General features: G+C 55.3%; 27 protein-coding genes. 26 read left to right on the top strand and 1 reads right to left on the bottom strand.

Going from position 1 to position 26,016, the window contains the following annotated elements; translation table 11 throughout:
* The 11 genes from VQ067_RS31070 (at position 1) to VQ067_RS31020 (ending at position 10,336) form a co-directional block, all read left to right on the top strand.
* Positions 1–2,055: a hypothetical protein gene (locus VQ067_RS31070; RefSeq protein WP_010792581.1), complete on the top strand. Its 2,055-nt coding sequence runs from the start codon at positions 1–3 to the stop codon at positions 2,053–2,055.
* Positions 2,056–2,171: 116 nt separating this feature from the next.
* Complete coding sequence (locus tag VQ067_RS31065; RefSeq protein WP_010792580.1) at positions 2,172–2,450, top strand: hypothetical protein; 279 nt, start codon at positions 2,172–2,174, stop codon at positions 2,448–2,450.
* Between the two features lie 158 nt (positions 2,451–2,608).
* The gene (locus VQ067_RS31060; protein WP_010792579.1) at positions 2,609–3,874 is read left to right on the top strand and encodes a DUF3150 domain-containing protein; all 1,266 of its coding nucleotides are present in this window, start codon (positions 2,609–2,611) and stop codon (positions 3,872–3,874) included.
* Positions 3,875–3,947: 73 nt separating this feature from the next.
* Positions 3,948–4,718 carry a hypothetical protein gene (locus tag VQ067_RS31055; protein ID WP_010792578.1) on the top strand — a complete coding sequence of 257 codons (771 nt, stop codon included), beginning with the start codon at positions 3,948–3,950 and terminating at the stop codon, positions 4,716–4,718.
* A gap of 98 nt (positions 4,719–4,816) precedes the next feature.
* The gene (locus VQ067_RS31050; protein WP_010792577.1) at positions 4,817–5,410 is read left to right on the top strand and encodes a hypothetical protein; all 594 of its coding nucleotides are present in this window, start codon (positions 4,817–4,819) and stop codon (positions 5,408–5,410) included.
* Between the two features lie 113 nt (positions 5,411–5,523).
* Positions 5,524–5,904 (top strand): hypothetical protein, encoded by a 381-nt coding sequence (locus VQ067_RS31045; protein ID WP_010792576.1) that lies wholly within the window; start codon positions 5,524–5,526, stop codon positions 5,902–5,904.
* A 155-nt stretch (positions 5,905–6,059) separates the two neighbouring features.
* Positions 6,060–6,860 carry a hypothetical protein gene (locus VQ067_RS31040; RefSeq protein WP_010792575.1) on the top strand — a complete coding sequence of 267 codons (801 nt, stop codon included), beginning with the start codon at positions 6,060–6,062 and terminating at the stop codon, positions 6,858–6,860.
* Positions 6,854–7,759 carry a hypothetical protein gene (locus VQ067_RS31035; protein WP_010792574.1) on the top strand — a complete coding sequence of 302 codons (906 nt, stop codon included), beginning with the start codon at positions 6,854–6,856 and terminating at the stop codon, positions 7,757–7,759. Before VQ067_RS31040 ends, VQ067_RS31035 begins: the two co-directional genes overlap by 7 nt.
* A gap of 47 nt (positions 7,760–7,806) precedes the next feature.
* On the top strand, positions 7,807–8,496 hold the full coding sequence (locus tag VQ067_RS31030) for a hypothetical protein (protein WP_010792573.1): 690 nt from the start codon (positions 7,807–7,809) through the stop codon (positions 8,494–8,496).
* Positions 8,460–9,857, top strand: coding sequence for a helicase HerA domain-containing protein (locus tag VQ067_RS31025; protein ID WP_010792572.1), 1,398 nt, complete (start codon positions 8,460–8,462; stop codon positions 9,855–9,857). The genes VQ067_RS31030 and VQ067_RS31025 overlap by 37 nt, the downstream gene beginning before the upstream one ends.
* A 5-nt stretch (positions 9,858–9,862) precedes the next feature.
* Positions 9,863–10,336 carry a hypothetical protein gene (locus VQ067_RS31020; RefSeq protein ID WP_010792571.1) on the top strand — a complete coding sequence of 158 codons (474 nt, stop codon included), beginning with the start codon at positions 9,863–9,865 and terminating at the stop codon, positions 10,334–10,336.
* Between the two features lie 42 nt (positions 10,337–10,378).
* Here VQ067_RS31020 and VQ067_RS31015 read toward each other — a convergent pair whose 3' ends face one another.
* Positions 10,379–11,872: an HD domain-containing protein gene (locus tag VQ067_RS31015; RefSeq protein WP_019439020.1), complete on the bottom strand. Its 1,494-nt coding sequence runs from the start codon at positions 11,870–11,872 to the stop codon at positions 10,379–10,381.
* 127 nt (positions 11,873–11,999) lie between these two features.
* Between VQ067_RS31015 and VQ067_RS31010 the strand changes: the two genes are divergently transcribed.
* From VQ067_RS31010 to VQ067_RS30940, 15 genes are all read left to right on the top strand, one after another.
* On the top strand, positions 12,000–12,887 hold the full coding sequence (locus VQ067_RS31010; RefSeq protein ID WP_021018427.1) for a hypothetical protein: 888 nt from the start codon (positions 12,000–12,002) through the stop codon (positions 12,885–12,887).
* A 13-nt stretch (positions 12,888–12,900) separates the two neighbouring features.
* Positions 12,901–14,556, top strand: a complete 1,656-nt coding sequence (locus VQ067_RS31005) for a type II secretion system protein GspD (RefSeq protein ID WP_010792568.1) — start codon at positions 12,901–12,903, stop codon at positions 14,554–14,556.
* Complete coding sequence (locus tag VQ067_RS31000; RefSeq protein ID WP_010792567.1) at positions 14,556–15,491, top strand: hypothetical protein; 936 nt, start codon at positions 14,556–14,558, stop codon at positions 15,489–15,491. Before VQ067_RS31005 ends, VQ067_RS31000 begins: the two co-directional genes overlap by 1 nt.
* Positions 15,488–15,964 (top strand): hypothetical protein, encoded by a 477-nt coding sequence (locus VQ067_RS30995; protein ID WP_010792566.1) that lies wholly within the window; start codon positions 15,488–15,490, stop codon positions 15,962–15,964. The genes VQ067_RS31000 and VQ067_RS30995 overlap by 4 nt, the downstream gene beginning before the upstream one ends.
* 2 nt (positions 15,965–15,966) lie before the next feature.
* Complete coding sequence (locus VQ067_RS30990; protein ID WP_019439018.1) at positions 15,967–16,626, top strand: hypothetical protein; 660 nt, start codon at positions 15,967–15,969, stop codon at positions 16,624–16,626.
* A 2-nt stretch (positions 16,627–16,628) separates the two neighbouring features.
* A complete protein-coding gene (locus tag VQ067_RS30985) occupies positions 16,629–18,386 on the top strand; it encodes a GspE/PulE family protein (RefSeq protein WP_010792564.1) in 1,758 nt (585 codons plus the stop codon).
* Between the two features lie 45 nt (positions 18,387–18,431).
* Positions 18,432–18,893, top strand: a complete 462-nt coding sequence (locus VQ067_RS30980; protein WP_019439017.1) for a type II secretion system protein — start codon at positions 18,432–18,434, stop codon at positions 18,891–18,893.
* A gap of 89 nt (positions 18,894–18,982) precedes the next feature.
* Positions 18,983–19,444 carry a type II secretion system protein gene (locus VQ067_RS30975; RefSeq protein WP_019439016.1) on the top strand — a complete coding sequence of 154 codons (462 nt, stop codon included), beginning with the start codon at positions 18,983–18,985 and terminating at the stop codon, positions 19,442–19,444.
* 10 nt (positions 19,445–19,454) lie between these two features.
* Positions 19,455–20,618, top strand: coding sequence for a type II secretion system F family protein (locus tag VQ067_RS30970; RefSeq protein WP_010792561.1), 1,164 nt, complete (start codon positions 19,455–19,457; stop codon positions 20,616–20,618).
* 8 nt (positions 20,619–20,626) lie between these two features.
* A complete protein-coding gene (locus tag VQ067_RS30965) occupies positions 20,627–21,142 on the top strand; it encodes a type II secretion system protein (protein ID WP_010792560.1) in 516 nt (171 codons plus the stop codon).
* Positions 21,123–22,142, top strand: coding sequence for a type II secretion system protein (locus VQ067_RS30960; protein WP_019484910.1), 1,020 nt, complete (start codon positions 21,123–21,125; stop codon positions 22,140–22,142). The genes VQ067_RS30965 and VQ067_RS30960 overlap by 20 nt, the downstream gene beginning before the upstream one ends.
* Before the next feature lie 113 nt (positions 22,143–22,255).
* Positions 22,256–23,338 carry a radical SAM protein gene (locus VQ067_RS30955; protein ID WP_034000311.1) on the top strand — a complete coding sequence of 361 codons (1,083 nt, stop codon included), beginning with the start codon at positions 22,256–22,258 and terminating at the stop codon, positions 23,336–23,338.
* A complete protein-coding gene (locus VQ067_RS30950; RefSeq protein WP_010792557.1) occupies positions 23,338–24,480 on the top strand; it encodes a radical SAM/SPASM domain-containing protein in 1,143 nt (380 codons plus the stop codon). Before VQ067_RS30955 ends, VQ067_RS30950 begins: the two co-directional genes overlap by 1 nt.
* Entirely contained in the window at positions 24,477–25,595 is a 1,119-nt protein-coding gene (locus tag VQ067_RS30945; protein WP_010792556.1) for a radical SAM protein, read from the top strand. Before VQ067_RS30950 ends, VQ067_RS30945 begins: the two co-directional genes overlap by 4 nt.
* A gap of 37 nt (positions 25,596–25,632) precedes the next feature.
* Complete coding sequence (locus VQ067_RS30940; protein ID WP_010792555.1) at positions 25,633–26,007, top strand: hypothetical protein; 375 nt, start codon at positions 25,633–25,635, stop codon at positions 26,005–26,007.
* Positions 26,008–26,016 lie beyond the last annotated feature (9 nt).

Below are 26,016 nucleotides of genomic sequence, written 5' to 3'. Positions count from 1 at the left end.
ATGAGTAAGCTGCAACGTACCGCGAAACAGTTCCAGGACGGTTGGATTTCCTTCCTTCGTGTTCTGGCAAGAAACTCCAAGATCAAGTTCGTGATTCGTCCGAATGTCAGACCGTGCACCGACGGTAAGGTCGCGTACCTGCCGTCTCTGCCGGCGAATTTGACAGAGGAAGACTTGATCCTGTTCAAGCGTTGGGGTTACCACGAAGTCGGCCACATCATGCACAGCGATGTGCCGTTTTTTCAGGAGTTCAGCATGGAGCATGGTGCCTTCGCGGGCCTGCTGCTGAACGCTGTCGACGACGTGTATATGGAATACGCTCAAACTCGGTCTTCTCGACGTTCTGAGCGTTTCTTCCGTCAGGGAGCAGCGATCATGTTCGATCGCGGCATGTTCCGGGACGGAAGCCAAAGCCCCCAAGAAGCATTTGCAAGCTACACCTTGTGCTTCCTTCGCAGCCGTCGGTGGAGTGAGTACCAGCAGCCTCTAGCGGCTGTTCGGAAAAACTTCGATGCCCACTTCGGTGAGCATGCCGACCAGGTGCGCGAAAACCTGGAAACCATCCTTCTGGCTGAGTACCCGAGCGTTCGTTCCACTCAAGACGCCGGCGATCTCACCCTTCGGCTGATCGAAATGCTGAAGCAGCAGCGTGACCAGCAGGATGAGCAGCCCCAAGAGGAGCCTGAAGACGACAATTCGGAAGGTGACGAAGGGGATGACCAGGACGATCAGCAATCCTCGCAAGGGGATGATGAGAGTAATCAGGAAGACGATCAGACCTCTGACAACGGCCAAGGCCAGGGCCAGAAAGATGATCAAGAACCTACCAACGGTGACACCGGTGGTCAGGGTAGCGATGACGGTAAAGCTGAAGACGAGTCCGACTCCAAGGCTGATGGCCAAGGTGCGCCGGGCGAGGATGACGCTGATGCCAATAACCAATCCGAGAATGCCCAAGGCGACAGCCAAGGGCAAAACGGGGTCGACCTCGCCGAGTTGATCGAGCAAATGCTCAGCAGCAATGGTGGTGACGATTCCGAAGTCCTGGATATGGACAAAGTGATTCAGCAACTCGCGACTAGCATCCAGAACGGTACCAACCCGGACTATCAGGATGCTGCTCCGGTTCCAGCTTTCGAAGTTGAACCGAGCGATGTGGAGAACCAACCCTCACTGGGGGCTGGAACGGTCAAGGACCTGGTCGAAGGGATGCTTGTTTGCCCTGCTGACAAGGAACATGCACGTGAACTGGCTGATGCGCTAGACCGCAAGGTCAATGTACTGGCCACGAAACTGCAGGCCTACCTGTTAAACCGAGAAGAAGCGGACGTCTACTCGACGCGCCGCGGTTCGCTCGGACAATCTCACCTCTACCGTGCAGGTATGGGAGACAGCCGTATCTTCGAACGTAAAGAGGAAACGGTACTCCCTACCGCAGCGGTCTCTGTTCTTGCAGATCTTTCCAGCTCGACAAGCTGGGTTGATCCTAGCGTTCTCGCGACGTTGGCGAAGGCGAAAGCCAAGGCCATTGCTGCTGGGGAAGCTATCAATGAAAAAGAGTACGAGGTGCAGACAGTTGCCAAATCCATCCAGCAGAGCCTGCTGATCATGGAGAAGGTGTTCCACAGGATCGACACTCCACGCGAGTTCTTGGGCTTTGCTCCAAAAACTGGCCATCTCAACACGGTGGTGAGGACCTTCGGGGACTCCCATCAAAACGCGGTTGACCGCATTGGCGGTCTGGACAGCATCACCGGCGGGAATCACACCCCGATTGGTGAGGCGGTTTTCCAAGCAGCCCAACGCCTGGCAAGCCATCCGGCACAGAGGAAGCTGATGTTTGTCCTCACGGATGGTGCTCCGTCGTGTGCGACCCTGGCTACAGAACAGACTGCGTTAGCGGTCGACGCTGGAATCAAGGTGGTGTACCTCCTCATCGGCAATGAGGTCCGAAAGGACTGGCTGGAAGAGGCGGGTATCCCGTACGCCGTTGCTGCAACCGCAGATGACGTTGGTCCAGCTCTTCTGGAGCAAGCCAAGCAGCTGCTGATGTAACCACTGATGCCGCCCTTCGGGGCGGCCTCCCTCTCTCCAACGAGCTGGAAAACCATCCGGCTCGCGCCCGGGTGTTCTCAATGATCACCCCGTGCGCGACGGGGGAGGGCAATTCAATGGCAACTCAAACTCAAGTCTACGGACGGTCAGTAGACAGCGTTTTGCACTTTCGTCGCGAGTCCACAGGAGTTCGTCTTACCCAAGCCGAACTCCAGGGCTACATCGAGGAGGTAGGAACATTCGCGCGCGATCTTCGGGTCCGGGATGAGGGCAACACCCTCGTCTTGAGCTTCAGCTGGATGCGTGCAACCTACAGCTATGTGCTGGACAAAACAGAGTACGGCTATTCCCAACGCACTCCGCTGGGAGAGGGCACGATTCTACGTCTGCTGTAACAGTGGCCCCCACGGGGGCCTTCCTTGCTCAGTGAGCTGGACCAAACATCCGGCTCACTGCCGGGTGTTTGTTCGAGGTCATTGATCTCAAACCACCCGGCTCCGCGCCCGGGTGTTCATCTCAATGCCCCGTGCGCGGCGGGTGCGAGGAAATACCGATGACTCAAGTAATCAGCGCTGCAAATGACAACAAAGTAGTAGTAATCAACCTGCTGGTTTCCGCGATGGCGGCCGATCGTCAGATCGACCTCGACGTGCTGAATATCAAGGTTGAAGAGTTGCACGATGAGATCCGGAAGCTGGTGACTGAGAAGATCTTCCCGAAAGACTTTCTCCGTAACTACGCCCGGCTTCGTGAAAACGGCGAAACCCTCCTGAAGCAAGACGGCTCCATCATGTGCTCCATTGGGGCGGTGATGAGCCGCAGCGAAGCGGTCATCAAGATCCGCGAGCTGAACAAGATCAAGGAGGAGTGGGCTCAGCAACTCGCTAAAGATGAACCTGGCTATCAGGCAATGTGCGACAAGCACCTGCTGGAGATGAGCCAGAAGGCAATTGCGAAAGGTGCCGACTCTGCCCAGGTAATGCTGCTGGCCGAACACCTTCGTAAGCGCCAACCAACTTGGGAAGAGGTAGCCGCACGGTTCAAATTCGAGTTTGTCGTCACTCCGGTAACAATGGAGGATGGCGAGTTCGATGCGGACCTGTATGAAGCACAACGCGACAGCGTTGTTGCTTTGCGGGAGGGTGTCCTCGGAGCAGTCATTCAACACGTCTGCAAAGAGTCCATGGAGATCCTGGAAACCCTCGACAAGAAGACAACCGGGAGCCAATCGGGCGAAGTGAAGGTTAACCCCCGAACTGTCCGTCGTGCTCAAGCGATGTGTGTGAAGCTGAATTCCCTGGCTTTCATTCACCCGCTTATCCGTCCCCTCCATGACGCCCTGAAAAGCGAAATGGACAAGGTGCCGGCTAACGGTTTCCTTACTGGTGGTGAATTCCAAAATCTGCGGGAATGCCTGAAGTCTCTGCGTGACCAGACCATCGTTTGGGACCGCTTGAAGAATGGCCAACCCCTGATCCAGGTAGCAACCACTGCTGCTGTGAGCAACATCACTCAGCAAGCTCCTGCGACTGCTCAAGCCAATCTTGGGCAAGCCCAGCAAGCAACTTTGAACCAGCCTGCTTCGACCGCTTCGGCGGCCGCGGCGTCCATGCCTGCAACTTCGGTTGCGAGCACTGTACAGGCTGGCGCTGCTGCACCTGCAGCAGCTGTAGCTCAAACCACCGCAACTCCGGTTGTTGTGGCACAAGCTACTGACGAAGAGGACGAAACCACGGTCCCGGACGCGGTTGAGTCCACGCCTGTTGTGCATGAGGAGCCGAAACCGGCTCTGTCGCAGAACTTCGCGCTGTTCCTCTAAGCAATACCTCCCTCCCACCCCTGACGGGCCACCACACCCCGTCAGGGGAGTGGTGCGCCCTATGGAGCGCACTATGCAAGTCGATCTCTTTGGTGAACCCATCCTATCCAACCCCATTCAACCCTCCTCGGAGGCGGATGCACCGGTGGATTTGTTTGGAGTAGCCATCAATCAATCAACCGCAGTTGAGAAACCCAAAGCAGTTCGAAAGGCCCCAACTAGGCTGGTAATCGACAGGAAGGCCCTCTGGTCCTCCTCCGGTTATTTGCCTGGCGTGAAAGAGTTGGATGAGGATGATGATTTGTCGGATGCACTCTCGACGTCGGATACCCGTTCAGACAATTCCACGATCGAGCGCCTGGAGAAGGCTCTCGGAATGGCACCGGTCATCAAAGATGGCAAGTGGCAAACCGACGAGCTCGGATACCAGTACCGCCGAGTAGGCAAGCCGTTCAAGGGGAGTCGAGTTTTCGGAAAACGAGGCTCGATGATCTGGGAACTCAATCGCCAGTTCGTGCTGACCTCCGCGAGGGATGCTCTTGAACCGGTGTTCACTGACCCCTGCTGCTGGCTCATCATCAACTCCGTCCATGTGCTCGCCATCCGGCTGCGCATGATGGAGGAGGATGAAGATCCGTATGCATGCCTGCAGGCCTTCCTGCAGGTCATGACGCAGCACGACTTCATCGATAACTCCCGAACGGGGGAAACGATCCGCAGGTTGACCAAACGGGACCAGATGCGGGAGAAGCGTGCAGCGGCACGGAAAGCAAAAGAAGAGAAACCGGTTTCCGACTCGCTCATGCGAGAGATGGAAAACGACGACTTTGATTGCGACGAGTAACTCACTGCGAACAGACCCCTGCGCCGGCGGGGCCTGAAAATTCATTCAGCCACCCTCGAGTGTGCGAACTGGGCTCCGGCTCCCAGAGGAGAAACATCATGACTCATGTTCTGAAAGCAAAGCTGACTGCTGTTGCCGATGTGGTTGTTCTGAAACTGGCTGGTGCTGTCTGGAAACTGGTGAAGGTCTTTGACCCGAGGCCGGTCCAGGAGCACTTCGCCGCGCGACCACCTGTAAACGGCGTGACATTCGGCAAAGTCTTCAGCCTCCCTCGGGAGGATGCAGGCCAGTCGATTGTTCGGTTGGGCTGGCAGCACATCAAATCGGAGAACAAGAAAACAGGGATCGTCAGCCGTAAAAAGCTGGTGAAGATCTTCAACCCTGCAAACGGCCACTTTGTGGTTCTGTGGGCAATGGGAGCAAACGAAGGTCGTCCTTTGCCCCGGGATGCCATGGCGATCGATTACGACGCTAAGTTGGCCCTGGGGATCTCCAAGAAGGAAGAGGAAGCGGAACTGATTGTTGGCGAAGCCAACCTCGGTGACCGCGAATTCTTCCATATGTACACCGACCATGACGCATCCAGTCGTAGCGCTCGCGCTCTCGGCTGGTATCTGTTCATGGCTGGTATCGGCTGGTCCGTGGGAGTAACCGTCGAAGGATTGGTTACCGCAGTGCTGCGGATGTTCTAAGCCTGAAGTGACACCGCCTCTCCCTTAGGGGAGGGCGGACGTCACCTCCAAGCATCCTCGACGAGGGCGTTTGGAGGTGGCGTCCGCCCTTTACCGAAATCGAGAGGTGAATCATGAACGGTGTATCGAACAGAGCCTACGACCTGCTGAAATCCTTCGGGAATTCTGGGCTCACACTCGAGAGCCATTTCCCCAAAGGGGTGGAAGGCAACATAGCCCGCCACACAGCGCCCAAGTTGATGTTTCCAGACTCAATGCCGCTTGAACTCGTTCGCGATCACATCGAGCGCTGGAACCGGAAGCTGCAGGGGCTGTTTCCTGGCATGGGTTATTACGCTTTCAGTCCTGCGGACGAGATGGCGAATCCGGGGAACCACGTGCTGGTTCTCTTTGCCGATGATTCCTTCTTCAAAGCTTTTATGGGCGGCGTCCAGAAAGTCGACGTACTCACTTCGCTGTGGGACTTCGATGCCTGCGTTCGGCTGTTGCGGTAATTTCCGCGGCAGATCGGAGCGGCCAAGGGCGCGCGTGGACCTGGTCACGCTGAAGGGGGCTGAGAATCAGCCCCCTGGCGCTCAGCCCCCCGTTTTCACTGGAAGGCCAAGTCCTTGCCGGTAACCTCTAGGGCATCCCATTTGGAAGCCCTACCATGCTCGATCTTGCTGACCTCGATCACACCCTAATCTACTTCGTTTCATTCCTCGCAGCCTTCCTATCCATCCGACCAACTCTGCGTGCCGCCGGCACTTGCGGAGCGCTTTTGCTCGCCTGGACATTCGTAAAACTGGAATTGACTTTCGACCTGGCCGACCTACTGCTGAATGAAGGTACAAATCCTCAGTTCATCACCGCAGGAGTCGCGGCATTGGGTATCTTCGGCCTGGCGATCAGGGTTTCCCGCTCTCGGTGGAGAACAATGGACCGTACCCTGATCTTGGTAGCTCTGATCAGTGTTTGTCTCACCACTGCCGTTTTCCACCTCGTCCTCGTGAACCGTGTTCTTCCTCTCTGGGCAAAGGATCTCGCTTGGACGAACTACAACCTGGTTGAAGCCTCTGCAGAGTCTTTCGCCCCCAAATGTGAGCAAGCAAAAGTGACCTGCTGGCGGGGCACCGCATTCGAGGATGGGGCCTTCAAACCCGAACTTAGGGAGCAATTGAAGGGGGTTGATTCCTTTTTCAGGGCTCACCCCAAGCCATTCCCGCAAGGACATGGTTTCGGTGTGTTCAACGACCTCTCGGATGATGGCGTCGCAGCTGTGCTCTATTACCTGGACAAGGGAGAGGCACGAATCGTGATTGATAGCGCGGGCGCCACCCGGGTCCATCATTTGGTTCGAGAACTGTTCTACATGCTTTGCGGAGTCGCCCATTCGGTCTGGATTGCTGGTGCGCTGTTCCTCATCGCGTTCCACCGCCGGCGTTTCATGAAAAGGGGGGCTTCATGCTGATCGACTTCAAGGCCGAGCACACACAGTATCTTAAAGGGCGGCCGTCAGATTCTGGCTGGGTGTATACACCCGCCAACCCGAAGATGCCGGCCAAGGGGAAGTACCTGGCTGCTCACCAGGTGTTTAGCAATAACGCTCTCAACGCTGCGATCTACATCCGAAACGACGTGAATGCCGCCGGCGAGGCGATTAGTGTGCACACAGCACTCCGTCTCACGTTCTCCCATAAAGCGAAGGGCAGGTACCTACTAAATGACGACCCGGACAAGCTCAGTCTCAACCTTGGGCTCGGCGCGGTACGTGAGTTATACCGTTGGCTCTCTGACCAGCAGCCGCGGTTGGAATACGAAATAGTTCGTGCGAGCGCATCTCCAAAACGACTCCAGGGCTTCACTCTTCAGGACGGCCAGTTCGCCCGGATGCTTACTGCAACAGAGTTCGACTCGGAAGCAGTAGGTACGCTGACCATCCAGGTTGGGCTATCGGATGACGATGTGATCCATCTGCAATTTTACTGCCTTGGTTACGCCAAGCTGATCTATCCAACATTCACTGATGTGGCGATCCTCGAGCTGCTGAAAGCGCATACAAGCTCTACCGACCTGACAAGCATTCCCTTCCCAGTTTCGCATGCGAAATCGGACAACGTAGCCGCCCCCCAGCGAACGCAAGACGATGATCGTGGTGTGGCTGAGGATGAACCAGATCCAGTGAGGCTGGAGCGTTGCAGAAAGGCAATCTACGCCGTTGGGATGCAACGCTGGAAAGGCTCGAGAGATGTCATCGAATTCATCCAGGACTCTGCTCCTATCGCTCAGATGGACCGGTTAATCAAGGACGGGAACGCCGGGGAATTTACGGAGTGGAACCGCATCGCTGACATGTTCAAAAACTCCTAACTCGGACCTAGAGGCGGAATAGGGCACTCAACTCCCACTATTGGGGTATGAATGCCCAAATCCCCATTTTCGCCCGCATCAAACAGCACAACGCCGAATACCCACGCGAGCTCTTCGCTGCGAAGGAAATTAACCGGCTGCTGACCAACGTCGACTTCCCAGCTGAAAGGATCTGGCTGGACCTTCGTTTCGACCCCTCAATGACTGACCCAACTTCATCCGCTCTGGATGTGATGATGATCAGTGGGGAGGCGCACGGCATAGCTGTACTCCGGATTCAGCCCCTGTATCTGCAGCAGGACATGCAGACGATGGTGGACGAAGCAATCCCTCACGAGCTCGCACACATCCTGCACGCAATAGACGTCAAGCAGAAGGGCGAAGAGATCGGGAAGTTGCATGACGAAGACTGGCAGGAGTGGCTATTCACTCTGGCACCGAACGCTACGCCTGCCGCAAAGGTAAAGGGTACGTTCGACGATCGTCCCGTAAAGCTCAGTAAAGGAGGGCTTGCCGTCGAGTGCGAGTGTGGTGGAGATGAGGCCATCGCTGTTATCGCCGACACCACTGGCAATTCCGTGAAGCTTCAGGAAGAAGAGCTCGAGTGCTCCTCATGCAAGTTTCCATATCACCGGCTTTCCCAAGACTCTGCCCTGCCTGAGGGCATCGCCTCGGACCTGAAATTCCTCGAGGGAATCAAATGTATCAAGCTGCACCATCCCAACCTACAGCGCTGAGTCAGGCCATTGCCGGACTCACTCACTATGATCCCATCAGGATCGGGAGCGACAGCCGCGGCCAAACCGTGGACTGGGTGCTGGCAAAGTCCAGCAACTTTAACGTCCTCTTCGAAGGGGCAAGCGGCGCAGGCAAATCCCATACGATTCAAAATCTACTTGCGCGTGTCTACAGCCGTGGCATGACATTCCACGTCCTGGACATCAAAGGCGACTTCTCCTACGAGAGTTTCGAAAAGGCTGGTCTCAGCCACCTGGTTCGGCCGGAAGACTTCAACGACATCACGTTCAACTACTTCGAGGGCGGCAGCTCCCTCAACCCACTCCAAGTCCCGAGGACGAAAGAGGGGGGTGGGGTACTGATGACAGTCGAAGGTATGAAGCAGTTGGTGAAGGTTTTTGCACCGAATACCGGCAAGCGGCAATTGGACTACCTCGAAGAGATTCTGAACGAGGTTTACCGCAAAGCCGGAATTTCCCAGGACGACATTGAGTCCTGGATCAGACCTTCCCCGACCTTAGATCAGGTCCTTGATGAGATCGATCTCGTGTTCAACTCCATCTCGGCCAGCATGGATTCGGGGTCGGTATCCGACATCATGAAAGCCTATGGCCAGGCCAAGTCGAAGGCAGAGAAGGCCATCGTCAAAATGAAGGCGGATGGCAAAGATCCATTAGAGATCGAGGACAAGGTCAACGAGATCCTTGATGACTTGGAAGGAGTCCTGCATGGCTACGCCAAAAAGCATCTGGATTTCCAGGCGCTGCAGAACAAGTCCACTGGCAACGGAACGTTCTGGGAGTTCTGGTCCAAGGATTCCCTTTTTGGCTTGCGCAGCATCATCCAGGGCATGGTGAAATCCCGTCTATTCACTGGTAACCCTTCAAAATCACAGGCGGGCAAAATCAACCGATACGTCCTGACCGATATCTCGTCTGAACACCAGCAGATCATCATGCGTATTGTGGCAAGTCGTGTCTTTGCAATGGGAGTGATGGATACTCGAAGATCTGGTCTCTTCAATCCCGAGTACCCAAGCCACATCCTGATCGCGGACGAAGGGAAGCACGTCAAACAAATTTCGTCCTCGCCTCTGAGTCCAGTGAACCGAATTGCGACCGAGGGACGCGGTTACGGTGTGGGTGTTTGGGCTGGGGTTCAGCAGCCAGACCAGGTCACTCCGGACCTCCTGAAAAACGTCTCAACCTACTTCCTTCTCAAGACCCCCGAGACGACTTACGGTGAAGTAAGTCGGATGTTCGGGGTCAAGCCTTCGCTTCTGAAGCAACTGCAGAACCGGCAGAACGTACTCTTCAGCGCAGGGGACGCCTTCACTCTAGTAACCCACTTTAAGGAGTAGTAGGGATGAAGAAATATGCTCTGCTTCTTTGCCTAACCCTGACTGGGTGCACTGGTGGCAAAACCATACTCCCGGTCACCGCGGCGGACATTCAGGACCGCAGCCTTATACTCGGGGCTCAGCAGGCTGTTCAACGAGGGCAGTACCAAGAGGCAGAGCAGCTCCTCTCCAAGTACGTCTATAGAACGGACAAGGGCGATCTGAAAATCCAGTTCTGGGGGCTCAACGGAGAGAGCAGGAAAATCGCAATCGACACTGTGATTTCTCTCCTCTGGGAAACCGGGAGGGACCAGACGCTGGCTCAGTTCGCAAAAGAATACCTTTCGGGAGACGAGTACAAGGTCACTATGTGCCGACTCTCGGAACGGCAGGCGCATTATCCGGAGGCGTATGCCTGCTGGAACAACCTCGGCCATGAAGACAGAGCGGAGAGGACTATTCGCACTGAGGCTGCCCTTCGCATTCTCGGGACCGAATGAGCAGCATCAAGTGATTTGAGTTTCGCATGCTAAATCGGGCGGTCAATCACCGCCCGATTCCTCTTCTGCGCCACCATCTCGAGTGGGGCGACGAACTTGAATTTTGTAGTTCGCCATACCCCAACGGTCGACAACCCCGGGTAGGAGCTCTTGCAGGGTTTCCTTGTCTAGCAATACGCAAGCATTGAAGTTGATCACCCCAATCTTCACATCAAACAGGCCCGATGGGCTGTCATGATGATTGTAGCTATGGAGCAAAAGCCCCATACCCTCGAGGGTCTCCAGCATCACCGGAATAGCAGGGTGGGTGAAGGTACGGGTATCAACTCCCATCTGAAGCTGACGGCTCAACTCCAGCGGCAAATGTGAGCCGATCGACTCAAGGATTCGTGACATCGGAATGATGACGAACTCCATGGCGTCCTTCGTCCAACCCTCTGCTTCTCCAGTCGCCCGGAACTTGTTGATGTTGGCTTCGCCGACAAATTTCAGGATGGCCTCCCTGATCAGTTCCTCAGTCTGGGAGCTTTCCTTGGCTGCGCGAATACCATCTTGCTTCTCTGCACGGATCACGAAACCGTCAGCGTGTCTCAGCGCTTGGACCAACTTCTCAACGCGCGGGCCAGAAGAAACCGGAAGCATTGCAGGATGGTGGTAGTAGCGCAGCGCAAGGGTGAGTACGTTCTGATCCTCCGGCTGGAGCTTCGCGAACTCCGGCATCTGACGCACGATGTAAGCGCTGTAAGTGTTGTGGTGTGTTGCGTCCTTGTTCTTAACCCACTGGCCAGGCGCCTTCTCGGCATATGCCAATAACTTATCCAAGTCATGAGACAGCCCAGCGAGATAAGCGAGAGGTTCCTGCACATTCTGGCGCTTCAGATAGGACAAGACCTCCTTGGCGATGGCGAGGGAATGCTCGCGTAACGTGGCATCGGCATGGTGAGCGCCGACACTGGCTGGGACTGTGGGATGAGCAGCTAGTAACTCATGCACGGCCAGTTCGAGGTGTTCAATGGGCGTCGACGGCTCCCGGCTCAGAGCTACCTGTTTTCGGTTGCATCGGAAGAAGCGTTGGTTGTAGGGGTTGAGGTCTGTTACCCCTCCAATTTCCTCTCCGGTTCGAGGGTCCTTGTTGTTCCTGAGCAGGATCATCATGGTCGATCCTGGAATAGAGCATTCGTACTCGAAGGGATCGTCGCTCACCGCAGTGGCTTCAGTCGAAGTGTTCCGCGGTCGGAAATACCTGGAAGCTGCAACCCTGGCAATGGTGTAGACCATAGCGGCCGCGAAAATGCAGTGCAGCACTTCTACCAGGACTGCAACCAGCGTCCCTACGTAACCACCAGATGCGATGAGCTGAACCACTGCATGAGGCTTGAACATGTAGAAGTGGGGCGACAGGGCTTCAGCCTGGAAGTCCAATGCCTTATGCGTGGATTCTAAGTAGGCCGCATAGCCCAGGATGACAACTGCAATCATGACGATCAGGGCAACAACCCCAGATGAGGCTTTGACCTTTGGTGTAGAAGCGGACATGACTATCTCAACGTGGTGAACACAAGATCACGATGCAGGTTTTAAAAAAGATTTTCCAACCAAACCCCGGATTTGGAGCACTGCCTTCCCACTATTGAGGTAACAGAAGCCTCTATGGGACTCCGCAGTGAAAAAATCGATCCTCATCCTGGGCGTCAGCCTCCTGAGCCAGGGCGCCTACGCTTCCGCCTTTGATGATTCTCACCTCGCGCGGAGCGAAACTCTCTCACCGTTCGATCGCACTTATGAAGCCGGCAGGGCGCAGCAGGTGATGCAGCCCATCGACTACAAGCGGTCTACGCAAACGCCTTCAGCACCTGCGGCAATGATCGACCTGTCGATCGATAACCCCGTTGCCTCGGTAGAAGAAACAGAGACCGAACGGCAATACAGGAAAACTCTCGAAGACCTGGAACGAAACCGCCAGGCCCTGACTGCCGCACGTAGCGAAGCAGAACGCAATCTCATCGCTGCGCAGAAGACGGCGATCGAGGCTGCTGCAAAGCGTAAGCAGGATCTGCTGGCGCAAGAGGCCGAGATTCGTAAAGCCCTGGAACTGAACCGAGCGGCGCAGTCGAAGGCTGATCAGGTACAGGTCGCACAGCTCACGGACATCGAACAGATCCGCACAGAAAGCAAACAGCTTCTCATGCTGGCCGAGAACAACGCGGAGATGATCGAAACGGCTGCTCGCAAACGAGTGACCCTGGAGCGGGTAGACCCGACCGTGGTGATCAACGAACCGGTTGAGGCCGAATACCAAGGGGCAACTCTGAAGGAGATTGTGGAAGGGATCATGCCGGTCGGATGGCGTGTGAAAACAGCCTTCTACAACAAGCCTGAGCTTGAGACCCGCCGCTACGAGTTCATTTCCACTGACGCCCGTGACATCGCCCTGCGCAAGCTCACGGCTTCCGTCCGGGACGCCCGTGTTCGCTACCAGTATTTCTGGGACCTGACTGACGAACAGGGAAATCCGTCTCCCATGATCCTGATCACCGACCGCCCGAACTAAGGCAGCCACACCCATGAAGATGAAATCCATTGCCCTGGCTCTGCTGGTTGCCACCGGCCTGTTGGGATGTACCAGCAGCTTCGACATTTCCGAAGAAGCGAAAAATGCCCCCCTGCGACCCGAAGCGAAAGATGCTCTTCAGGCTGCCCGGGGTAACACTTTCGTACGCGAGATCAGGACTGAAGATATTGCGAAAGCCCGGCCGATTTTCCTAACGGCACAGAGCAAGCCGCTTCGAAGCGTGCTGCAAGACACGCTGCCTGGGTACGCGATCATTCCGAAGGGCAAAGTCAACCTTAACGATCCAATCGATGTAGCTGCTGCTGGGATGACCCTTGCAGATTTCATCGAATACATCGAAGGGACCCGAGACCTGAACATCGAGATCGTAGGAAAGCGTGTAATCGTTAGCGACTTCGAAACCCGCGAGTGGAACCTTGCCACTTTTGCGTCGACTCGGAACGTCAACAACGTCATCGCATCCACTCAGACTCGGGGTGCTAAAGCAGGCGACGACGATTCCAACAACCAACAAGACTCCAACGTCTCGACTGGCACAACCATCGGTCTGCAACTCTCTGAAGATGAGTGGCTGAAAGTGATGGAAGGCGCTCGGACGATTATCGGTGCCGAGAAAGAGTCTGATAAAGGTAGCCGTGGTCGCACGCAGGGTTCTGCAGGTGCATCGAGTGCGGCTGTCGGTGGAAACAGCAACGGCAGCAGCAACAATAATGGCATGACGAGCGGTTTGAACTTCGATGCGCCCTCGCCAGCAGATTTCGGTCTCCTGACCTCGAGCGAAGAAATTGAGCCCTACATCGAGGGGATTCGCTCCGTTGGCATTATCACCGCCGGCGGCAAGCCCTCGAAAATGAAAATCCTCGACCGCTTCCTCAAGCGAGCGATCGGCGAAGCCACCAAAATTGTGAACGTGCAAGTTGAGGCCTACGACGTCATCCTCAACAACGACAAGCAGAAAGGGATCGACTGGGATCTGCTTGTTAAGAGCACAGTAAACGGTAACCCGCTGGGACTTCATTTCTTCAACACGAAGACTGAAACCACCGACCCTTTCTGGAATGTCCAAGGAACCTACGAATCTGAGCATGTCAAAGCCGATGTTCTGATCCGATTCCTGGAAACCTTCGGTCGAGTTGAGCTCACCGACCAGCCCAACATTACGGTCCGGAATGGTGTCCCGGCCCAAATCTATGCGGGCGAAGAACTCACCTACATTGTTGACGTCGAGCAATCCCAAGATGAGTCGGGCAACGTAACCGTTACCCCGAAATTGGGCCGTTTGAAAGTCGGCGTGACCCTTAGCGTGACTGTGCGGGTGCTCGATAACGACCAGCTCCTGGTTGATATCTGGCCGGTGATATCGAACCTGAGTGGCAACGACACGATCGCCATCGGTGATTTCCAGTTCGAAACTCCTCGTGTGAATCTCAAGGAGTTCAGCACACAACTGATCACAAGTTCTGGTCGCGCAGTACACCTTGGCGGTCTCATCACCAAAAAGATGAACCAGGCTCTCCGCCATTTGCCTTGGCAGAATCTGGTCACCAAAGCAGTGCTGAACCCTCTTACCCAGGACATCAACAATCAACTCGACAGACGTGAGCTGGTCCTGGTTGTCACCCCCACATTGGTGGAGGGTGCTCTCTAATGAATCAGTTGCTTCTTGGCGTACCAATCCAGATTGGTGGCGAAGAGGTCATCATCTGCCGTGACTCCATCGGCTCGCAGGCGCTCAGCAGCTCCCGCGAGTCGGAGGTGTATACCATCATTGAGGGGCCACGCGAAGACGGCCGGCCAGCGATCTACATCGACGAAGATGAACTAAAGTCGATGCGAGAGTCGTACCCGGGCATTAACGTGTATGGACTCTGGCAGCTCCTGTTCGCCAACAACCTCGTTCCTCTGGGGAACGAGGTTATTATTTTCCCCATGGGTCCTGACCGCGGGCTTTATCTGCGGTTGGACTCTAGTACGGATGTCCATAAGCCTTCGAGCATCCTGAGCTCTTCTGAGTTTGTAGATAATTTCATCCCTGAGTGGATGGACTACGACCTCTCAAATGCTTCTCGCATTAGTCTTGATAATCTTGATCTGGTGTTACCCACCAGTCCGGCATATACCCGACAAGAACTATTCGAAAAGCAAAGGCACGATCAAACCAAACGCTGGTATATGGTCGCAAGCATCTGCGGCCTGATGCTGATCGCCACACTTGTATATAACTACGGCATGTACACGCTGTATAACGCTGATATGGCGGTCTATAAAACCAAGCAAATTCAAAGAGACGAGTTAGACACCAAGATTGGCGAGCTACTGCGTGAACGACTGGATAAGTGGCCGGACAACTCTGCTGAGCTCGGCAAGATCAGTGAGCTGGTTGCTTACGATAACAACCTTGAAACTTCACCTGATGGTGAAACTCATGTCGGGTTCACGACGCTGCACCAATTTGTAACGAGCAAATACTTGCCATTCGATCCGGCTGAGAAAGTCCGAGGCATAGTTTCGGAATTCACTCCCCACCTGAATTACGTCATTCGAATTGACCCTTCGGAAATTGGCGGGAGCGACAACCAATGATTATCAAGCGCTCAAAACTGTCTATTTCAACCTTTGGCTTTTCGAATCTGATGTTGATTGTCATTGCAGCCGTGGCAGTTGGCGCCGTTCGATTCAGCATGACCATGGGGGAGAGCCGCACTCTCCCAAGAGACTTCGATCAGATCGATGCAGTAATTGAAACTTCAAGACAAGACGTTCAGCGGTATACGGAGCTAGAAAAGCTTCCGAAACTCGTGACCTCTTGGAAAAAGGCTACTGCATCATTTGAACTCGATGGGCTCAAGTTCGAAACCTTCGACGCGAACAATTCTTCGGAGATGGGGAATACTTATTCAGGCCCGCTAAAAGGCTGGCCGGGCCAAGTAATAGGCGATCCGCAGGTAGTGATATCAAGTGTGCGGTCGCTTCAAAAGGAAATTCCCCTATATCTCTACGATTACTCCATTGCGAACGGAGTGATGAAACTTAACTTTGTAGTCGTGGGTACCTGATTATGAAAAATCTTGTCATCGGCACTCTTATGGCAGCTCAATTTGTGCTCCCTATCTATGCTCTTGCAGATGCGGACGATGCAGACACTCATCGTGACCGCAGTCGGAAGATTGGAGACATGGAGTACAAGCGCGATCAGCTGAAACTTCAGGCTGAAATGGCTGACTCCTACAAGAAAATGTCGGATGCCGGCTTCATTGTGGACGAAAGTGGCTCTCCACTGGGTGTAACAGATATCGCAACTCTGGGTAAAGAGGTGCGCAAGGCAGGCACTAAACCCGATAAAGCTGACCTCCCGTTCGGTCAAAACCCAGTCATCCCCAATGCCGCACCGTTCATGCTCGACCAGCCTACGTTAGGGATGAGCGGACCAAATGGACAGGCTGCTCCAGGCGGTCCAGTCCAGCCTGGCTCCTCTCAGAAAAACGTCCCCGACGACGATGAAGACAAGGCCAAACACTTTCTGGCGCTCCTCGAGGTTCGGGCTGACTCGATCGTAGTAATGACCAGCCAAGGGCGCCGAATCGTACGCAATGGCGAAAAGGTCAACGACTACACACTGCAGCGATTTGGGCTCGACAAGGCAGTTTTCAAAGGTCCTGACGGCACTCGGGAACTGGTAATCGATTGGACCAAATCCAAACGCTATGCGGACGACTGACCATGAGCAATAACATCCAGGGGATTCAACGAAAGATCCTGCGGAATCTGGTTGAGGCGGGGAAAATCACGCAACAGCAAGCAGATACGCAGCCAGTATCCGAAGTCATCGAGCAGGTTGTTCCCGACATCCTCCGCGTCTGCAAGGACGACGAAGCAGTTGCCCATGCGATCGGCAAGGCGCTCGGCCGTGAAGTGTTCTTCGAGCTGGAGGAAGGGCTCTCGATTACTCAGGGCCCTGAAGGGGAGCCATGGTTCATTTACGGTAACACCATCTTCATGGCCAATCCGTTCCACAAACGGATGCACGAGCGTGCCACAGGGTTCGCCAGGACCAACAACATCCACCAGCCGAAGGTTGGTGTGGTGAGCCTGACCCGCTTGGAAGCGATCAAGGCGATCGAAACTGAAGATGACGATAGCGCGGTCCATGACAGCGAGCAGCTAAAGGCCCGCGCGACACAGCGAGTTGAAGACCTGGTGCGCGAGGCGGCAAAACTCAATGCCTCGGATATCCACCTTCAGCCTACACAAGGTGATCAGGTTCAAGTCCGGTTGCGAATCGACGGCGAACTTCTGACTCGCAAGCTCTACACGTCCAAAATTCACGAGGCCATTTGCCGAGTGATCATCGAGAACAACTGCGGCCTTACCCTGGAACTGAACGCAGCCCAGGATGGGAAGTTTGATTTCGCGGTCTCGACCCATAAGAAAATCAACCTGCGGGTTAGCACGCTTCCTGTCACCAAGGGCTCGGAGAGTACCCCCAAGGTCGTGGTTCGTCTATTGGGCAACGACACGAGTTTGGCCAACCTGGACAGACTGGGCATGTCAGCCGAAAACAAGGCGCTGCTCCGTCGGTTGGGTGAGGCCCCCAATGGCTTGATCATCGTTACAGGCCCTACTGGCTCAGGTAAGACCACAACTCTCAATGCGATGCTTCTGGACATCTATGGCCAGGACCCGAACCGGAACTACCACACCATCGAAGAGCCGGTGGAGATCCAGCATGAGGGCATGTCGCATACCGAATGCGGTAAGCACTTGTCGTTTGCTACCGCTCTCCGAGCGTTGCTACGACAAGACCCCGACGTGATCTTACTTGGCGAGATCCGCGACAACGAAACCGCCGAGTACGCTTTCAAAGCCGGCCAAACTGGTCACCTGGTCTTGACCACCTTGCACACAAACAATGCCCACGAGTCGCTGGATCGCCTCGGCAGGATGGATATTCCGACAGACATTATCGCAACCAACACGCAAGCCATCATGGCCCAGCGTTTGGTCCGCAGCCTCTGCAAAAGCTGCAAAGTCGAATACCTCTTCCGGTCTGATGAGAAGCGATTCGCCTTGTATGGCTCGAACCCGGTGTTTGGCAGCAACGGCGATCTCAAGCTCTATCGAGCAAACCCCAAAGGCTGTCAGGTGTGTAACAACGGATCGCACCAATCTGGCGGATTGAAAGGGCGGCGCGGTGTCATCGAGGTACTCGAGCTTACGCCGGAAATTCAGGAGGCCATTTTGAATGGAATCTCCCCCAGTTTGCTGAGACGCTCCCAAATCGCAGAAGGGACCTTCAAGGACCTCTGGGACGATGGTTTGCGCCTAGTGTTCGAAGGTGTGATCGGGTTCGAGCAGCTCGAAAAAGAGCTACGGCCCTACCTCTCGGATCGAGTTGGCGCACCGAAGAATCGACATGAGAAAGCGGGTATTCGCCCCATCCGCGAAGCGAGCACTTCATCGTTGGTGCCACAGCTGTAACCGCCAGGTCCATCCCAGGAAAAACACAGAGAAAGGAATAGATCAATGATCGAACGTAATACCAAGCGTGTGCGCCAGAAGGGCTTCACCCTGATCGAGCTGGCCATCGTGCTGGGGGTCATCGCGATCCTGACTGCTTTCTTCCTGCCGGGCATGCTCAAGGCGCGTGAAGACTCCAAGCTGAGCACTGCGATCACTCAGTTGCAGAAAGACTTCCCCGGTGCAATCGCCCGGCAGGTGAGCCGCACCAACACCTGCAGCACGACCACCATCACTGCAGCCAAGCTGAAGGAACGCGGTCTGCCCGATCTGACTGTCTGGAACACAGCCTGGACCGTTGATGCTGTCACCAGCAACCAGGTGACCATCAGCTACACCATCGACAGCACTGACACCAATGCTGCTGCGGACCTCGCAACAGCATTGAACCAAAGCAACAACATCGTGAAGAACTCCGCAACAGCGACGGGCAACACCAAGGTGACAGTGGCATACCGCTGCAACTAAGTGGTCGAGCCTGACTGCTGCTTGACAAGTCGGCACGTGGTCTTGGTTGCACAACAGCAAGCTTGAAACTCACACAAAAGGAACGATCCATGATCGAACGTAGTACCAAAGGTAATCGCCAGAAGGGTTTTACCCTGATCGAACTGGCCATTGTGCTGGGGGTCATCGCAATCCTGACTGCCTTCTTCCTGCCGGGCATGCTCAAGGCGCGTGAAGACTCCAAGCTGAGCACTGCGATCACTCAGTTGCAGAAAGACTTCCCCGGTGCAATCGCCCGGCAGGTGAGCCGCACCAACACCTGCAGCACGACCACCATCACTGCAGCCAAGCTGAAGGAACGCGGTCTGCCCGATCTGACTGTCTGGAACACAGCCTGGACCGTTGATGCTGTCACCAGCAACCAGGTGACCATCAGCTACACCATCGACAGCACCGACACCAGCGCCGCTGCCGACCTGGCATCCGCTCTGAACCAGAGCAACAACATCGTGAAGAACTCCGCAACCGCAACCGGTAACACCAAAGTGACCGTGGCGTACCGCTGCAACTAAGGGATTGGCCATGGCCTACTACCAACTGAAGTATCTAGGTGAATCGGGTGGTGTGGTTTCCGTCGGTGTTGAGGCAGAAACCAAAGAGCAGGCCATTGCCATGTCCGGCATCCCCGAGTCGGTCATCCATAGCGTTGCTGTAGACCACCTCGGGGGTATCAAATCGGCCTTGTTCGACAAGAAGTTTCCCCTTGTCGAGCAGGTCCTCATGTTGTCTGCCATTGCTTCGAAAATTTCTTCGGGGAAGACCTTCGGCAAGGCGGTTCAGGAATCAGTGAACTACAAAGCACTGAAGATCACATTTGCTCAAATCGACGCCTGTCAAACCCCCAAAGAGTACCTGTCCCTTCTTCGATTCGACGAAACCGCAGTCCTCCTGGCTGAAGCGGGGGACAAGACAGGGCGATTGCCTGATGCTCTGAACAGGGCATCTAAAGCAATTGCAGAACGTCTGGCAGCGAAGAAAGAGTTCTCTGCTCTTATGAAGAAAGCCATGATCAACGCATGCTTTGGTCTGGGCTTCATCATCGGCATTCCGCTATGGGCAGGGGGAACTATCCACGACTTTATCCATGTACAGCGCCTCGACCTCCAGCTCAACTCCCTGAGCCAGCTGATCTTGCTTCTGCACACGGTCTACACCGAGTACCTGTACGTCCTGCTTGGAATCGCTGCCGGGATCTATGTGTTTCGGGCTCGGGTATGGGAAATGGTGAGGAACCTGCCAGGTTTCTCGTTCCTCAATGAGCGGAACAAGGTGCGGATGGGCCTGGAGTTTGTTCAGACTTATCAGCTACTGCTCAGCAGTGGCTTTACCAATCCCCAAAGTTTCAAGTTCATGATGCAACGCTCTCGGGGCCGTGCACATTCTCTCTATCAAGAAGCTCACGCGCGCCTCGTCGAAGGCCGTGAGCTATCCGATGTTTTCGACAACCCCGAGTGGCCACCACTGATTACTCAGAACCTCCAGGGTTTCGACAACCAGTCACCAGCTGGGCGCGACAACGTGCTGAGCAATATGGCTGATGCTCTAAAGGCCTACTACCTTCGGCACTCGGAGAAGGTGGCCCAGATGTCATCGGTCATCGGATTTTCGATGATGCTCCTGACCATCATGATGTTCGCAATCGGCTTTTACCTGCCCATCATTAACCTTGCGTCGGCCATGCGGTGACTGTGGCTATGGTTCGTTCCCGCGGCTTCACCCTCATCGAGCTGGCCGTCTGCTTGGCAATCGTCGCAGTCATGACGGTTGCGCTCCTTCCAGGCGCAATGGAGAAGTATCAGCAGGGAAAAATCAATTCCTCGATTGAGCAGGCCAGGAACCTGATTCCTGTCTGCGAGATCGCAAGGACAAAAGCCGTGTCCTCGACCGTCGGGGCGAACCTAAAGGTCACCCATACTTATGGATCTCTTACCAACTGGTCGAAAACAGCGGATCTTCAGAACCTGTTGACTGCCGATTACCGCTTGCCAGCTACCAACCCGCTTGGCTCAAACATCCTCGTCAAATTCGACTCACAGCGCTGCTACGTCGCCGTAGATCTGCCTTTCAAGGAAGACAACTACGGTGGATATACCACTGAAAACGTCGGGGCAAACACCCGGATTATCATCACAACCAGGCCGGCGCAGAGCTCCTCTTCCGCCTGGGTGTCTTATCAGAAGCGAATCCTCCATGAAGAAACGACGCGCTAATTTCCAGGCCTCGATGGGAGGCTTCACGCTGATTGAATTGGCGATTGTGCTGGCCGTGATGGCGATGATTGCTGTCTATGCCACACCCAGGTACATGGAGCAGCTCAACCAGAAGCGTGCAATCCTGACTGCGCAGGAAACTCAGTCTTTTCTGGACGCTGCGCGCTCATACCGCATGCAGAATGGCTCGTGGCCAGGCCAAGCAAGCAGCTGTGCAAATGCCAAGAGCGTGCTTGAGAGCACCTCACCACCAACACTTGCCGGCATCAGCGCAACCAACAAGTACAACCAGGCAGTTACCCCAGCTTGCAATGCAAACACGTTCTCGATCACCCAAAGCATTGCTCAAGACTGGGATGGTGTAGTCGCGAACAACCTGCCTGGGACAGTAATCAGCAATGCAGCGACATACACCATTCGTTCAACGATCGGGATTCCAGGCAGTGAGCCCGCACTGAACTCTAAGCTTTCTCGAGTCTACACCGGTGACCCTGAGATGAATCGGATGCGCACCCCGTTGTTGCTTGGGGGAAATTCGATCAATGAAGTTTCGAACATGTATCTGAACAACGGTGGTGCGGATGCTCGAGTAAGAACGGATGCTGGGCGCTTGATCCTCAGCACGCCCTATGGCGGCGAGGTGGCCATCGAGAATGGGACCAACCTTTCGGTTGAAAACGTAACCCTTCGTCAACGGGGGAACGCCAACCTCATCGATCTGCTGCCGAATTTCGTGCAGAAGGGAACCTACCTTGTCCGACACAGCGACGGAGTTATAAAGCCTGCGTGCCCGGGCGGAGGATCTGCAAGGGCATCTCTGCGCCCAGGAACAATGCGTGGTGGCTGGCAGGAGGGAGAGGTAAACCACGGAGCCTTCGGCTTCGAGTACCGGCTCCTCGACTACGGCAGCTACTGGATCGTTTCGACCAATATCATTGGCTCTGAGGTAGAGCGGAACAACCTTCAGTCGCTTGTCGACGTCTACTGCTATTACCCCTAATGCCATATTCAGTCGTTATTGCTAAGCCAACCAAAAACTGCAACGCGGACTGCACCTACTGCTCTGCGCCTCCTGACGGCGCGGACAGTTGGTCGCTTGATGATTTCAAGCGGATGTTCGATCGCCTGCAGCCGTCGTTCACGCCAAACATCGACTGGATCTGGCATGGCGGTGAGCCGATGCTCATGGGCCCTGATTTCTTCGAAGCCTGCGCTGAGTACGCATTGGCCCAGCATGGTGGTGTGCACTTTGCAATCCAAACCAACCTTCTGGGGTACAAGTCTGAACGATGGAAGCGAGTGTTCTCGGAAATCTTTGAGGGCCGGGTATCTACAAGTTTCGACCCTTACAAGAAATACCGCACGGTAAAAGGCTCCGCTGAGACGTATGACCGTCTGTTCTGGCGAGCAATGGACCAGGTAATCGCCGACGACTTTCGACCGCTCGTAATCGGAGTTTACGATGAAGGGGCGGCTACGGCCGCGATGGACATGTATGAGCGAGCCCTCTCATATGGCTCAGCAGGATTCGACATCCGGTTCAACTACGCCTACCCCGCCGGTCGTGCCAGGGAGGCGGGTATGCTCATTGCCCCAACGACTTATGGACAGATGCTTGTAGATCTCTACGATCGCTGGATTGATGAAGTCCCGGTATTCCGCATTACGCCGCTGGACTTGATGCTGCAGAAGGTGGCTGGCTACAAGAGCATGCTGTGCCCCTGGACGAAGTCCTGTGGAGGTCGGTTCCTGACCATCGATCCTGATGGCTCGGTGTACAACTGTAGCGAATTCAGCGATTTCGGCGACAAGCGCTTTCGCTTCGGTAACATCCTTACCGGTGAGGTGCAGGAAGCGAAACCAGTTGAGGTCAAGTTCTACTCTGGTGCCGACATCGCTCCCGCGCTGGCCGCATCACCTGCCTCCCGAGAAATCATGGGGCGAGCAGTCAACCTTCCGCCAGACTGCAAGACATGCCCGCATTTCACCGAATGCGAGGGCGGCTGTGCCCGCGATGCCGTGCTCTTCGAAAGAGGGATGGGGGGCAAGTTCGGCTATTGCCAGAGCTGGAAGATGGTTTTCAATCGACTCAAGCAGTCGGTTGTGACTGGTGAGGCTGACCGTATTCTCTACAAGCTCGGCATCACTCCCGAGAGCGCCCGCGCGCGACTCTCCGCATACGGGTGGGCGAACTGATGCTTCAGGTCTATCTCAAGCCAACAAACTTCTGCAACGTAGGTTGCGACTTCTGCTACCTCCCAGAGGATGTGCGGGCCAATAAGTCCCGTATGTCGGAGGCTACCCTCCAGGACAGCTTGGATCTGATCCGCAACCTGGCCGAACGGGAGGGGCACGACCGAGTCTCCATCCTGTACCACGGAGGCGAGCCGCTAAGTATGAGTGCCGGGGTACTCATGGATCTCTCGGACAAGGTGCGGCGCGGCCTCTCCGGTATTGAAATTCAGGAAGCCATCCAGACCTCGCTCATTCCACTGCGCAGTTCACACATCCCATTCTTGCAGGAGCGGTGTGATGGCTTCGTCGGCTCCTCTATCGACTTCAGCGGCCGCACCATACAGGGCTCCAATAACAAGTACATCGATCTTTGGCTGGAGAAGGTCCACCTGGCCCGCTCCCATAGTCTTCACGTGGGCCCAATCATGGTGCCGACGCGCAATGAGCTTGGTCGAGTAGCGGAGATCTATGGGTGGTTCAAAGAACACGGGTTCACCCATTTCAACATCGAGCGGTACAACCCCTACGGGGCCGACGGAGACCGCCCAAGCAACAAGGAACACAGCGATTTTCTGAGCGACCTGTTCGATGTGTCGATAGAGGACTTGCGACGGACCGGTTCCTGCGTAACGAACAATGCCGTGGCAGCGGCCATTGGTGGGGTATTGCACAACCAACCCGGCGAGCGCTGGGGCGGAACCTGCCAGCGCGACTTTCTAGTGATTAATCCTGACGGGGCGCTCAACACCTGCCCGGATCGGATGGAGTACGAGACGGACCTTTGGCCAAAGGTCCAGGATGGCATCGATGCCTTCCAGTCCAGCCCTGAGCGATTGGGCTGGATCAAGGTTCAGCACATCGACCACATCGAGAATCACTGCCGTAAGTGCGAGTTCCGTTCATGGTGCAAGAGCGGCTGCCCAATCACTGATCACCAGGTTCATACCGGTGCAGGGGAGTGTGCCGGCTATCGATCACACCTAGCGAAAGTCAAAGAGTTCGTTGCCAACGAAGAGGGACGCCGATTTGCTACCGGCTACCTGTCCGCGGCAGGCGCGCTGCCCTTTGACCCGTACACCATCGGGCTGGAGCGCATCGCATGAGCAAGGGTGCACCCGACTTCGATCACATGATCTATGTGCGGCTCATCGAGGCATGCAATCTCCACTGCCAACACTGTTTCATCCCCAACAATCCGAAGCGGATGGACTGGAACAATATCGAGCAGATTCCGGCGAAGGTCCGTTCTTTTGCTCGACCAGGCCAGGTCCTGCTGTTCCAACTCCACGGGGGGGAGCCAACGCTGGTTGGTCAGGAGTTCATGCGCAAGTCAGTTGTGTTTTTGAAGACTGAACTGTCCGAGTTCGACGTGCGTTTCTCGCTTCAGACGAACTTGATGACCTTCGACCTACGTTGGGCTGAGATCTATCACGAGTTCTTTGATGGCATTGTCGGGGTGTCCTGGGACCCGGAGATACGCCTTATAAGGGCTGGACGTCCCGAATCGAACGAGCAGTTCGAAAATAAGTTCTGGGCCAACATTCAGGCACTCCAAAGCCTTCAGCTGACACCGTACATGGTCATCACGGTGACCAAACCACTGATCAACAGGTTCAGGAACCCAACTGACCTCATTGACTTCCTTCTCGAGCGCGGAATTTCCCTGGCCCACTTTGAGAGGCTGACCAGAACTGGATATGCGATAACCAACTGGGATTGGCTCGGAGTCACGAACCGCGAATACAGCATGTGGATTGGTCGCTTTGCCATGGCCTACAGCCGCTTCATGACTCAGCAGCGGGAAGGTCGGCAGGAACTGAACATCTCTCCGCTGGATGGGCTTATCGCCAGCGTGGAAAGGCTGCGCCGCGGTGAGAGAGGAGGTTACGGGTGTCTCTCCGGCGCTTGTGATACTCGCTTTCACACGTTCGACCAGAACGGCTATTACTCCGCCTGTACTGCGTTGACCTCGGAGCGGGATAACAGGAACGCAGTTGGCGTGACTGTGGTGGAGCACACCCAGCTTGAGACTGCCCGAGAGGAGCGTCAAATGGACTGCTCTACCTGCCAGTTCAAGCCTATTTGTAGCTCAGGTTGTATGGCCACGCCCCGAATGGACGAGAGCCAGGAGTGTGCAGGGGGATACATGACGTTCAGGCTACTGAATGACCACATCGCAACCAGAGATAACCCCGGGTTGATAGCAATCGCTGGGTAAGAATCGGCCCTTTGGGCAAGCAGAAATGGAGGGGAAGATGAAGCAGTTCACCGGCAATCGAGTCATGGTCGCAATCGCGGTCAGCGCCTTGACCGCCAGCGCTTACGCCGAAACTCACAAGTCGTTCACTGTGGAGCAGTCGACTGAAGATCTCGCTGCAGATAAGGAAATCGCCCGTCTGCGCGCCATCCTGGAGATGAACCCGATCAAGCCTATGGTTGAACAACACCAGAAGGTGTTGAGCGAAATCGTCGTGGGCAACATGGTGGGCGGTATCGACAACATGCTGCTGGCGGCCACAGCCACAGCAAAAGATATGGACTCCACCCGGATCGGCGACTGGGGTTACTGCCATAACGCTTGTCATGGTGCCTGCCACGGCGCGTGCCATGGCTCGCGTGGCTGGCGCTGATTGGGGGTT

This window comes from Pseudomonas sp. KBN12P06040, from assembly GCF_037574965.1.
GTDB lineage: Bacteria > Pseudomonadota > Gammaproteobacteria > Pseudomonadales > Pseudomonadaceae > Pseudomonas > Pseudomonas aeruginosa.
Note: the sequence above shows the minus strand (reverse complement) of the source record. Positions and strands in the feature narration are given on the sequence as shown.